The organism is Corynebacterium pygosceleis (assembly GCF_016595275.2).
In the GTDB taxonomy this organism is placed as follows: domain Bacteria; phylum Actinomycetota; class Actinomycetes; order Mycobacteriales; family Mycobacteriaceae; genus Corynebacterium; species Corynebacterium pygosceleis.
Map to the genome: position 1 here is coordinate 152,423 of NZ_JAENIQ020000001.1, position 12,460 is coordinate 164,882.

Annotated in this window: 10 protein-coding genes; 6 read left to right on the top strand and 4 right to left on the bottom strand. The window is 68.7% G+C overall.

What is annotated here, in order from left to right; all coding sequences use genetic code 11:
- Positions 1–59: 59 nt before the first annotated feature.
- Complete coding sequence (locus tag JIM94_RS00615; protein WP_200254210.1) at positions 60–1,277, bottom strand: M20 family metallopeptidase; 1,218 nt, start codon at positions 1,275–1,277, stop codon at positions 60–62.
- 251 nt (positions 1,278–1,528) lie between these two features.
- Between JIM94_RS00615 and JIM94_RS00620 the strand changes: the two genes are divergently transcribed.
- Positions 1,529–3,136 (top strand): phospho-sugar mutase, encoded by a 1,608-nt coding sequence (locus JIM94_RS00620; protein WP_418904435.1) that lies wholly within the window; start codon positions 1,529–1,531, stop codon positions 3,134–3,136.
- 6 nt (positions 3,137–3,142) lie between these two features.
- On the opposite strand, the gene upp is transcribed toward JIM94_RS00620, so the two are convergent.
- Positions 3,143–3,778: a uracil phosphoribosyltransferase gene (gene upp / locus JIM94_RS00625; protein ID WP_200254213.1), complete on the bottom strand. Its 636-nt coding sequence runs from the start codon at positions 3,776–3,778 to the stop codon at positions 3,143–3,145.
- 69 nt (positions 3,779–3,847) lie between these two features.
- Here upp and JIM94_RS00630 point away from each other — a divergent pair, with 69 nt between their 5' ends.
- The 3 genes from JIM94_RS00630 to JIM94_RS00640 are packed head-to-tail and all read left to right on the top strand — an operon-like array spanning position 3,848 to position 6,342.
- Entirely contained in the window at positions 3,848–4,132 is a 285-nt protein-coding gene (locus JIM94_RS00630; RefSeq protein WP_200254215.1) for a hypothetical protein, read from the top strand.
- A complete protein-coding gene (locus JIM94_RS00635) occupies positions 4,129–5,061 on the top strand; it encodes a C40 family peptidase (protein ID WP_200254217.1) in 933 nt (310 codons plus the stop codon). Before JIM94_RS00630 ends, JIM94_RS00635 begins: the two co-directional genes overlap by 4 nt.
- 57 nt (positions 5,062–5,118) lie before the next feature.
- Positions 5,119–6,342, top strand: a complete 1,224-nt coding sequence (locus JIM94_RS00640) for a hypothetical protein (protein WP_200254219.1) — start codon at positions 5,119–5,121, stop codon at positions 6,340–6,342.
- Between the two features lie 53 nt (positions 6,343–6,395).
- Here JIM94_RS00640 and JIM94_RS00645 read toward each other — a convergent pair whose 3' ends face one another.
- Entirely contained in the window at positions 6,396–7,691 is a 1,296-nt protein-coding gene (locus JIM94_RS00645) for an adenosine deaminase (RefSeq protein WP_200254221.1), read from the bottom strand.
- Positions 7,692–7,800: 109 nt separating this feature from the next.
- Between JIM94_RS00645 and JIM94_RS00650 the strand changes: the two genes are divergently transcribed.
- A complete protein-coding gene (locus JIM94_RS00650; protein WP_200254223.1) occupies positions 7,801–9,162 on the top strand; it encodes a D-alanyl-D-alanine carboxypeptidase family protein in 1,362 nt (453 codons plus the stop codon).
- An 84-nt stretch (positions 9,163–9,246) separates the two neighbouring features.
- On the opposite strand, the gene JIM94_RS00655 is transcribed toward JIM94_RS00650, so the two are convergent.
- A complete protein-coding gene (locus JIM94_RS00655) occupies positions 9,247–10,329 on the bottom strand; it encodes a YhjD/YihY/BrkB family envelope integrity protein (protein WP_200254225.1) in 1,083 nt (360 codons plus the stop codon).
- Positions 10,330–10,610: 281 nt separating this feature from the next.
- Between JIM94_RS00655 and JIM94_RS00660 the strand changes: the two genes are divergently transcribed.
- Positions 10,611–12,272, top strand: a complete 1,662-nt coding sequence (locus JIM94_RS00660) for a hypothetical protein (RefSeq protein WP_200254227.1) — start codon at positions 10,611–10,613, stop codon at positions 12,270–12,272.
- Positions 12,273–12,460 lie beyond the last annotated feature (188 nt).

Here is a 12,460-nt window from a genome sequence, read left to right on the forward strand (position 1 = left end):
CTGTCCCAAGGATGCAGTCTAGTGCACCGGCGCAGACGCCACCGCACCCCGTCCCCGCGTCACCTGGTCGGCAGGAAGCCGTCCGGCCCCACCGGCCGCTGGGCGTCCTTGTTCATCTCACGGGAATAGCCGTCGACGACGGCACCGAACAACCGGACCCCGACACCCAGACACCGCTCGTCCACCACGAAGTCACCCTGGTGGAGATCGAACTGCCTGCCGGTACCGGACCAGCACCCGAGTCTCGCCATCGACCCGGGGACATGCTCCAGATACCAGGAGAAGTCCTCACCACCGGAGGACTGCGGCGCCGCGACGATGGAGTGCGCGTCAATGCCCTTGGCCGCGGTGGCCATCAAGGCGGTCGCGACATCGTCGTTGATCACGGGAGGTACCCCCTTGGTGTAGATCACCTCATGGGTGCACCCGGTCGGTGCGATGATCTGACCGATCAGTTCGGTGAGCAACGGCTCGGCCGCACGCCACACCCCGATGTCCGCCGTCCGGAGGGTCCCCGCGACCCGACCGTCCTCGGGAATCGCATTCGCCGCGTAGCCGGCGTTGACCGAACCGAACACGAGCACCGTCCCGGTCCGTGGATCGACCCGGCGACTGAGCAGAGCCGGCAACTGCGTCACGACACTGGACAGGGCGTAGACGACGTCCGAGGTCATCTGCGGACGGGAGGTGTGCCCGCCAGGGCCGTGCACCTTCACCTCGAGGATGTCCGCTGCGGAGGTGATCGCCCCGGTACGCAGCCCGATCTTCCCCGTCCGGAGTTTCGGTTCGACGTGGACGGCGAAGATCGACGAGACATCCTCCAGACCACCCCACGAGATGACGTCCGGGGCACCACCGTCCATCACCTCCTCCGCGGGCTGGAAGATGATCCGGACACCGTGGTCGAGATCCGCCGCGTGCAGAGCGCAGGCGGCACCCATCACTATCGCGGTGTGCACGTCGTGCCCGCACGCGTGCATGACACCGGGGGTCCTGGAGCTGTAGTCGACCGGCGCCTTCTCCTCGATGGGGAGAGCGTCGATGTCCGCCCGCAGTGCGATCCGGTTTCCCGTGTCGGGCCCGATGTCGACCATCAGGCCGGTGCCGGGGAAGAGCTTCGGTTCCATGCCGTACCCGGACAGTGTGTCCGCGATCCAGGAGGTGGTGTCGTACTCCATGTGGCTCAGCTCGGGGTGCGTGTGCAGGTGCCGTCGCCACCGGATCAGCTCATCGGTGTGCTCGGTCAGCCAACCGTCGACCTGTGCCCGGATGCTCATCTGGTCCTCTCGCGCTGTGGGTGCTGCATCTGTGTTTCTCATCCGTCCGTCGACCAGCGCGGGCAACCCTCACACCGGGACACCCGTCCCTCACGGAACGACTCCCTCGGGTGCACCGGACACTGGCCAACGGTACTGACGCAATTCTATATTTGAACCATGCTCCGGCCCGCACCGCCCCGCCCACCCGCCACGACGGACCGAAACCCGTCAGGGCGCGCACCCCGACCCCGGTCAGACCGGACGACCTGATGCACCCCCGTCACCTCTCCTTCGGCACCGCCGGCCTCCGCGCCCCGGTGGGCCCCGCCCGCACCCAGATGAATGTCTCCCAGGTGACCCGGGCCACCGCCGGCCTCGCCGCCTGGCTCGCCGACAACGCCAGCACGAACGCGCCCGGTCGCACCGACCCCGACGCGTCTCCCGGTGATCTCCCCCGCAGATTCGGACTGTCCATCTACGGGGAGAACGGGCCGCTCCGGGTTGCCGTGGGGTACGACGCCCGGTACGGTTCACACACCTTCGCGGCGACGGCTGCGGAGGTGTTCGCCGGAGCGGGTTTCGAGGTGACGCTCCTGCCCGCACCCACACCGACCCCGGTCCTGCCCTGGCTGGTCCGGTACCGGGGGCTCGACGCCGGTGTCCAGATCACCGCCTCGCACAACCCCGCCGCCGACAACGGGTACAAGGTCTACGGCCCGGACGGATCCGAGATCGACGTCACCTCGGAAAAGGATGTCGAAGCCGCGATCCGCGCGGTCGGTGACCCACTCGCGGTCCCCCGGGTACCCGTCCGCCCGGCGGGCGGCCAGTTGCGCCGCTACCTCGACCAGATCGTCGCCGAGGTGAACCCCGACGAGAATGACCGCCTCCGGGTGAACAATGAACGCGCCGCACTCACCGTCGTCTACACCGCACTCCACGGCGTCGGTGGGCGTCCCCTCGCGCAGGCCCTCGGTGCCGCGGGTTTCCCCCGGACGTACCCCGTCGTCGCGCAGCAGTACCCGGACCCCACGTTCCCCACCGTGAGTTTCCCCGACCCGGAACAGCCCGACGCCGTCGCACTGCTTCTCCGGCAGGCCACGGACATGGACGCCGACCTCCTCATCGCACTCGACCCGGACGCCGACCGCTGCGCGGTGGGCTACCGCACGGCGGACGGGGGACACCGGATGCTGCGCGGTGATGAACTGGGGCCGCTCCTCGCGACCCGCCTCCTCCCCCGCCACGACGGCACCGGCCCGGCACCGGTGGTCGCCACGTCACTGGTCTCCTCGGGACTGCTCCCCGACATCGCCGGAGAGCTCAGGTGGGACTGCGTGGTCACCCCGACGGGTTTCAAGAACCTCATGCGCGCCGGGGACCACAGGCCCGGCACCCTGAGGTTCGCCTACGAGGAGGCCCACGGCACCTGTCCGATGCCCGGAATCGTCTCGGACAAGGACGGGCTGGCCACCGCACTCCACGCCTGTGCGTGGGCGGCCGAGCTCAAGGCCGGGGGCAGGACGCTCGGCGATGAGCTGGCCCGCCTCCACAGGAGGTTCGGGGAGTACGCGGGTGCGCAGATACAGGTCCGTACCTCGGACCCGGAGGGGCTCGTCGACCAGCTGCGCACCGATCCCCCGACGACCCTCATCGGGATAGCCGTCACCACCACCGACCTGCCGGCCGAACAGGGCGTGCTCATCACCGGACGCGACACTGACGGGACCCGCGTCCGGATGATCGCACGGGTCTCCGGGACGGAGGCGAAGACCAAGGTGTACCTCGAGGTCTCACACTGCCCCGACCCCGGCGGCACCGGGGAACTCCTGCACGTGCTCCGCACCGAGGTGGACGGTCTCCTCCACCGGTTCTGACACGTCCTACAGGTGGATGTTCCGGGGCCCGTAGAGACGGTCCCCGGCGTCACCCAGTCCGGGGACGATGTAGGCGTCCGGGTTGAGTTCCGGATCAACGGTGGCGGTGACCAGGCGCACCGGGTAGCCGGACGCCGCCAGCGCATCGACGCCGGGCTGCGCGGACACCATGCACACGGCGGTGATGTCCCGCGCACCACGGTCGCACAACAGTTTCAGCGAGTGCAGGAGGGAACCACCGGTCGCGAGCATCGGGTCCACGATGAACACCGTCTCATCGGACATGTCCTCCGGGAGCGCCTCGAGGTACGGCACGGGTTCGTGGGTCTCCTCGTCCCGCGCGATCCCGATGAACCCGACCTGCGCGTCGGGGATCATCGACAGCGCGGGGTCGACCATGCCGAGACCCGCCCGGATCACGGGAACGATGATCGGTGGTTTCCGGAGCCGGGTCCCGGTCGCGGTGGCCACCGGGGTCTCCGTGTCGAACGTCTCCACGTCCAGCCCCCGGGCGGCCTCATAGATGAGCATCGCCCCCAGATCCCGCAACGCCGCACGGAAGACGGAGTTGTCGCTGCGCCGGTCACGCATGATGGTCAGGCGGGCGGCCGCCAGGGGGTGGTCGACGATTGTGATGTCCATGCACCCAATCCTAAGCCACCCGGATCAACCGGAGGGAACCCCGAACACGCTCCGCCGGTCTGACCGTGCATGAACACACTCACACTCGATCCCGAACACGCCCGCGTCCTGGCGCGGGACCTGAACGACTCCGCCGACGCCACCCCGGACGAGGAGCCGCAGGCCCCGCAACCTACCCCGGGCACCCTGGAACTGATCCCCGCGTTCATCGACGCCGCCCGCACCCTGAACCGCCGGCGGATCGTCCTGAGCTCGCACGCCCGGGAACTGGCTGCGGCCCACGGTGCGGTCGGCGGCCACATCGACACCGTCGTCGCGGCGGACAGTGCACTCGCGAGGGGGTTCCGGGCATGAACACGCAGGTGCAGATGATGACCCCGCTGGCCCCGTTCGCCGGTGTCCTCGACTGCGTGCACCGGATCGCGGCCCTCCTTCCCCCCGAGATCCACGCACCCGACCCCGGTGTCACGGACGTGTCCTCCGCGCCCGCGCTGGCGGAGATGTTCGGCACGGACGCGTCCGTGCTCATGGAGGAGACCCGGTCGTTGACCGAGGACTTCGGTTCGTTCTGTGTCACGACGGGCACCGCCCTGATGGAGCTGCGTTCCGCACGGGACGATCTCATCACCCTGGCCACCGCCGCGGTCCGGGAGGCGCGACCGGTCATCGCGCTCCTGCTCACCCCGAACCCCGCCGCCACGATGTCCGCGCTGCTGCGTCTGACGGCGATCTCCGTCGCGACGTTCACCGCCGTGATCGGAAGAATCGCCCAGATGGAGATGGCCCTGCGCCCGCTCGCCGCGAAGTTCCGTGAACTGGCGGCGACCGAGACGCATCTCCCCCGGGTCGTCACACCGGACGGCAGGCCCTACACCCCGGTTCCTGTCCCGGGCCCCGCACCGTCCCCTCCGCGCCCGGGGTGCCTCGACGAGCCCGCCCCGGAGGCCGGTCGGCGCGCCGCTGACGCCGCCGTGTCCATGGTGGGGACGCCCTATGTGTGGGGCGGCTCCGAACCCGGCGGTTTCGACTGTTCCGGGCTCACCACCTGGGCCTGGCGCCAGGCGGGGGTGGAGCTGCCGCGGCTGGCTGAACAGCAGACCGTGGGGCGGCGGATCAGTGCCGGGGAACTCGCGGCGGGTGATCTGGTGGTGTGGAACGGCCATGTCGCGATGTACGTGGGTGACGGGCAGATCGTCGAGGCGGGGGATCCGGTGGCGCTCTCGCCGCTGCGCACCACCAACAGCGGAATGGACTTCTACGGCTACTGGCGTCCCACGGGGTAGACCATTCACGGCACGCCAGGTGACGGCCGCTGAAACGGCACGCTAGAATCTGCACCCATGGCACTACAAGGCATCGTCCCGATCACCATCGCCCTGACTGAGGGCGACTTCCACACGCTGTGGGCCCCGAAGTGGAGGGAGCACGGGCAGGAGTGGCAGGCGTTCCTCGGAAACGGGGATGATGTCTATCTCTTCCGCTCCACCGGCGAACTGCTGGCCTTCATCGAGTCCGATGCCCGCCACGATCTGCGTGACCACCCGAAGTGGCAGGCGTTCCAGCACGAGGATGCCGCCAGGGTGGTCCCCGACAAGCGGGGCTACTGTGACGTCATCGGTGTCCCCGAGCTCCTCGCCGGTCGACCCAGCCACGAGAACGTCACCGGTGTGGAACGCGCCCTCGCCGTCGCCCGGTCGCTCGGTGACGTGATCGATTCGACGACGGTCGGTTCCTTCTTCTCCTCGTATTCGGTTCTCGCCAACGTCGCGCGCGGGGCGGACCACTACGCGGTGGAGAACGGCGGGTCGGAATGGTCGGCGGTGGGGCGTGCGGTCCTGTCCAACTGGGACCGCGTCGTCGATGAACTGGACGGGTGCTACATCATCCCGGAGCAGGACACCGCGACGGTCGACGCCGCGCAGACGAAGGTCGACGCCGCCGTGGAGGCCCGCGAACAGGCGCGGATCGAGGAGGAGCGTGCCGCCGAGGCCGCCGAGGCGCAGGTCGACCCCTACGACGCCTCCCTGTGGGGCACCGCGGGGATCGACCCGGTGAAGATCGCCGTCGAGGGCCGCACCCTCTACACCCTGCGTACCTATGTCGACGGGCAACCGGTCTTCCTCGGGCACTTCGGCCAGATCTACACCTTCAACAACCGCCGGGCGATGCTCCGCTGGCTGGCCGAACACGATGAACACGACCTCGCCTCCACCTCCACGTGGTCAGAGATCATGGACGGCGTCAACGGCGGCACACTCGAGGTCACCGCGCACCCCGACAACACCTACGTGTTCACCGGGCTGGTGGAGGACATCACCGACGGGCCGAACAAGGTGGACACCGGGCAGCTGCGCCAGGCGTACGAGCTTCTCGCCGATGCCGCTGACTGGGCACGAGACGACGCCGTGAACTCCGTACTGGTGGCGAACCCGGCGTTGCAGGAGTACATCGCCTACATGCTCGGCGGCTCGTCCGGGTACTCCCCCTCTGCGCCGTACACCGCGGAGGCGGAGGGTTGGCGCCAGTTGGAGAACGGTCTCGTCGGCCGCTTCAGCAGGTTCTGACGTCCCCGCGGACTTCCGGCCGGCCCGTCGGGCCGGCCTTCGTCTTTCTCCCCTCAGTTCCCCGGGAACAGGTCCCCGGGGTCGATCCCCAGTTCAGCGAGGAGTTGCGGGTCGATCCCCTCGAGGTCCCCGGCCGGGGTGAGCGTCGGGGACGGTTCCCCGTCAGCTTCCCCCGTGGCGGTCCGCCGGGTTGTCTCCGTGGTCTCTCCCGTGAGCGCATCCCAACCGGGGACGATGAGTGTCTCCATGATCTCCCGGCGTTCAGGTTCCGGAATGAAGGCACCTCCGATCGCGGTCGCCGTGAGTTCGAACAGCTCACCGACCCCGTATCCGAAGGTGTCGACGAGGAGCATCATCTCGTCGGTCATCGTCGTCCCCGACACGAGCCGGTTGTCGGTGTTCACCGTGCAGGCGAACCCCAGCTGCTGCAGCAGCGGCAACGGATGATCGGCGAGATCGTCGACGACTCCGGTCTGGATGTTGGAGGTCGGCGCGAGTTCGAGGATGATCTGCCGGTCCCGCACGAAGGATGACACGTGGCCCGGTTCGATACCGGACTCCAGGTCGGCGGTGAAGTCCTCGTAGAGGCGCGCGCCGTGACCGATCCGCCAGGTACCTTCCTGCACCGCTCCTTCGAGGGACCCGATGCCCGCAGCCTCCCCGGCGTGGATGGTGAACGGGACGAGTTCCCGCCGCAGTGTCGCGAAGGCCCCGGAGCAGCAGCTCGGGGGGAAACCGTCCTCCGCACCGGCGATGTCGAAGCCGACGACGTACCCCCTCTTCTCCCGTGCGGCCTCCTTCCGGTACTCGACCAGCAGGTCGGCGATCTCACCGGACCGGTCGGCGTGACGCATCGCGCAGAGGATCACCCGGGCCCGGATGGTGCGCCCCGCGAGTGCAGCCGTCTTCTCGCCTTCCCTGACTCCCTCGACGACGGCGTCGACGACCTCACGGAGACCGAGGCCCTGCTCCTGGTGCTGCTCCGGTGCGAATCGCAGTTCCGCGTAGACCACACCGTCAGCGGCGAGATCCTCGACGGCTTCCCTGGCGACGCGGTGCAGCGCCCGCCGGGTCTGCATGACGGCGCAGGTGTGGGCGAACGTCTCCAGGTACTTCTCCAGTGAACCGGAGTCGGCGGCGTCGACGAACCAACGGCCGAGAGCCCCGGAGTCGGTCGTGGGCAGTGAATCGTAGCCGCAGTCCGCAGCCAGGTCGATCACCGTTCGGGGGCGCAGACCACCGTCGAGATGGTCATGGAGAACAACCTTCGGCAGGGAGGCGACGGTCTCCCGGTCGAGGTTCTTGTGCTCCGGGGCGTGATCCGGGCTCTGCCTGCTGCTGATGTTCATGGACCACAATCTACCTTCCTCCCCGTGGGTGTCGGTGCGGTCTCCGTGTCGACACCGGGCGGCCGGCCAATCCCCGGGTACGCTCCAACCGGCAGTAGTCTGGACAACCATGCGACTGCGACCGCGGCGACATCTCCGCCCCCATCTCCTCTGCGCACTCACGGCGACTGCCCTCATCTCCGTCACCCCCGCCACAGCCACAGCGGAGGAGTCGGAGACCGGTACCCTGACGGTGACGACCACCCCGCCGCAGACCGCGCTCAGTGGACGTCCGGACGCCCCGGTGACGGATGACTGCCCCTGGGCCACCTCACCAGTGGAACCCGTCGACACCTCCGAGATCCCGACGGACGGGAAACCTGCACCGATGCCGCTGCCGGTACCGGACGTCCCGGCGGGTGGTCCCGCCATGGCCGAATGCGGTGTCGTCGCCGCCCCCGGTTTCATCGTCCCCGAGGAGCAGACCGCGACCGCCTGGATCGTCTTCGATCTCGATGACGGCGAGGTCATCGCGGCGAAGGATCCCCACGGCCGGTACCGTCCGGCGTCGATCATCAAGGCACTGCTGGCCATGGTCGTACTCGAACGCCTCCCCCTGGACCGGGAGGTCGTCGCCACCCACGATTCCGCCGCGATGGAGGGCTCCCGCGTCGGGATCATCGAGGACGGTCACTACACGGTGGAACAGCTGCTGCAGGGACTGCTCATGGCCTCCGGCAACGATGCCGCGCACGCCCTCGCCCAAGAACTCGGTGGTGACCAGCGAGCACTGGAGCTGGTGAACGCGAAGGCCCGGGAACTCGGGACACAGGACACCCGCGTCGCCGACTACACCGGCCTCGACGGTCCCGGGATGTCGACGTCACCGTTCGACCTGGCCCTGATCTACCGCGCGGCGTGGGGGAACCCCGTGTTCGCGCGCATCGTCGACACCGACTTCGTGGACTTCCCCGGGGGACCGGACCACGAGGGATTCCAGGTCTGGAACGACAACCACCTGCTGCTCAACGACCCCGACGGGATCGGCGGGAAAACCGGTTTCACCGATGACGCCCGACACACATTCGTCGGAGCGAAAAACGTCGACGGGAGACGGCTGGCCGCCGTCATCCTCGACACGACCATCGACCGGGGTCGGCCGTGGGAACAGGCAAGACGGCTCCTCGACGCCGCGTACCCCGTCCCACGCGGCAGCGGGATCGGGGTCGTCGAGAAACTCCCGGAGACCTCCACACCCCTCTCCCCCAGAGTGACGTCCACCGCCCCCACCGCAGCCGCGGCACCGGCCACCGCAGCCGGTGACGGTGCCCCGACGGCGCCCGCAGCACAGTCGTCGGAGTGGCGACCGGCGGCGGTGACGACCGGCGTGCTGTTCCTCGTGGTTCTTCTCGCCGGACTCGCCCTCAACAGGAAACTCGGCGACAGACGCCGACGCGCCACCCGACGGCGCGAGGTACGCAGACGGCGCTGACAGACGGTTGATCCACGGGGAACGGGGTGGCGAACACGGTGCGGTCCGTGTTCCCCACCCCGTTCCCCGTGGAGTGAAAGGGCCCTACCTTCCCGTCAGTTTCCGGACGAGTGCGATCCCCGCCGCGCCGATCGCCGCACCGGCACCGATCAGGGCCGCGGACGCCTTCGGGTCGGGGACCGTGTCGACGTCGTTGCGTACCCGGATGACGGCCGGCTCCGGCACCGGGGTGTGCGTCTGTTCGAGCGACTCCTCCGTCGTCGCGGCCCACGCCGAGCTGTAGAGCAGGATCCGCCAGACGAAGAAGAACAGGACCATCACGCCGATGATCGGGCCGAACGTCGCCCCCGCCGGATTGTCCAGCGCCTTGGAGAAGAACACCGTTCCGATCTGCTTGAACACCTCGAACGCGAGCGCACCCAGAATCGCCCCCTTGACCGCCGCCGCCCCGGGTACGTGGGTGCGCGGGAGGAAACGGAGCAACCCGACGAAGACGACGAAGTTCACCAGCAGACCGATGACGAGGGTGAGGGCGAAGACCATCAGCGTGATCCCCGGAATGTGGCTGAGATTCAGCTTCTCCAGCAGGATCTCGGTGAGACCGGAGGAACCCGCCGCCGCGACACCGAAGGCGACGATCAGGGCGAGCAGCAGGGCGATCAGACCGAGAAGGTCCCTGAGCTTCCGGATGACGAAATTGCCCTCGGTCGGGTCGGCCCTCCACATCATCGACACGCCGTAGCGGAGATGGTTCATCCAGTTGAGCCCGGACCACAGGGCGGTCAGACCACCGATGCCGGCCACCGCCGAACGCTGCGCGATGGCGGTGTCGAGGATCCTGTTCACCGGCTCAGAGAGATCCCCGGACACCGAGCTGTTGATCCGCTCCTGTACCTCGACCACCGCAGCGGGATGGTTGGCCAGGACGAAACCGACCGCAGCGAACACGAGCATGAGGATGGGGAACATCGACAGCACCGAGAAGTACGTGATCCCCGCCGCGTACTGGTTGCCGCCCATCGTTCCGTACCGCTCCTGCATGCGCATCACGTGGTCGAACCACGGCCACTTCTCGCGGTACCCGTCGATGACCCCCGGTTCGTCCTGGGTCACCCGCTCAATGCCGAACTCATCGGTCTTCTTCGGTGCGGTCTTCGTTGATGCCACAGTCGTGTCGGTCCTTCTGGGTCGGTGGAGAGATCATCTGAAAAACAGCAGGTGCCTTCAGATTAGGCGTAGGGGGTGGCGAGGTGGCAATCAGGCCGGGTATCCCCGCCGTCGGAGCCCGGCAGGACAGTATCCCCGGTTTCCCGACCTTCCGGGTTCCAGGTCACGCGGGGGACACCCGGTCGTGACAGGACCACGCCGGGCTCCTAATCTGATGACAGGACAGTATCCCCGGGCGAAGCACCGCCCCAGCACCGTCGAGGACCCGAATGATGCGTCGAATGACCGCCCTGACCACCGTTGCGGCCCTGTCGGCGGGCCTCACAGTCGCCGCGTCGACGGCGAACGCCGACACCGGATCAACCACCTCCCGTCTGCCCCTCACCTGCAGGTCGGTACCCGGTGCCCTCGTCGGCCCCCGGGACAGCTACGTCCCGCCGATCGACGTGACGGTCTCGTCACCGGAGAACGTCACCGTCGGCGAGGAGTTCAGCGTGAACGTGCACATGGACATCCCGGACGGTCCGGGTGGCGGATCGAACGGCCCCGCCACCCTGAGGGAGGTCTCCCGCATCAAGATGGATCTCGCGCTGCCCGACGGCGTCGACTTCCTCGGCGCGGAGATCAGCCGGGACACTCCCGGCTCGAACCTCCACGGGTTCACGGTGCTCCGGGTCGACGAAGCCGGTGTCCCGGATCCGTCCGGGAGCATCCTCCGTCTGGTCGGCGCGGACAACGCGACCATCGGTAGCGGCCCGAATTCCCGCACCGACCGGACGGGAGGGGTGTCCACCCCGGCGGTGGACGGTGCCGCCCGACTCGGGTTCCCCGATTTCACGCTGAAGCTCCGTGCGGACACCGGGGGAGTGAAGAGATTCGGGGTCCGCACCGGCGGTGACGCCGCCCGCTACGGAGACGGCAGCAGTTTCCTCACGTTCCTCCCCCGACTGACGGTGGGTTTCCTCACGGTCTGGGCGCCGACGAGTTGCTCTCCACGCCCGGGCCCCACGGCGGAGCTCGTCCCGGCGGCCGGGAATCTCCGTGCCGTCACCGTCACCGATTCCCCCGCCGCGGAGACGGTTCTCTCCGTCGACGTCCCCGGAACCGTGACCGCCGGAGTTCCCGCCCGTTTCTCCGCGCACCTCGATCCGGACGACGCGAACGGCACGGTCTCCTTCTTCGTGGACGAGCCCGGCGGCGCGGTCTCCGATGTGCGCACAACACGTGGTGGCGCCGTCTCGGATCTGACGTTCACCCGGGTGGGAACAACCCCACTGCGGGTCATCTTCAATCCCGATGACCCGGAGAACGCCACCGGTGCGGCCACATCGACCGAGGTCACAGTGTCCCCCCGCGTCACCGATCTGGGACTGTCCCTCCCCTGGGGCGCCCGTGCCGGGGATCGTGTCACGGCGACGGCTGAGGTCCCGACCGGGGCCACGGGGGAGATCGAGTTCACCGTCGCCGGACGGACGGTCACGGCTCCGGTGCTGGACGGACGTGCGTCCGCGGTGTTCGTGTTCGACGAGATCGACGCCGGAACAGCTACCGCCGGGGCCCGGTACATCCCCGACGCGGACTCCGTGTACGCCCCGGCCGAGACATCGCGCAGATTCACCGTGTTCGTCCTGGGCCACCCCACCGAACCCACGACCGCGACGCCGACGCTCTCGACCGAACCCGAACCGACGACATCCACACCCCCGCACACATCCGGCCCCGCCACGAGCCCCACGCCCGAACCTGAACCGACGTCCCCCTCCACGGGTACGACCCCCTCGACCACGACACCGACCGACACCGCCGTTCCCGACACCACGACGCGGACACCGGAGCCGGACACCGCCGCGGGGTCAACGCCGTTTCTCCGCACCCTCCTCGACATCATCAGGCGGATCCTCGGCCCGCTCCTCTCCCTGTTCCCATTCCTGAGGGCCGGGTGACCGAAGCCCCGACGGCTCCCGGCGCGTGCTCCACCGTCCGTGGACACGTCGCCGACGCCCCGGGCGGAACCGGGCGGAACCGGCCGATAATTGTTTCGGCCAGCATAGTTACCTATGCTGGCAGCTGATCCACTACTGACGGCGAATGCCCGGATGGGGCCACTCCTCCCACCCCGGGGACCGTCCTC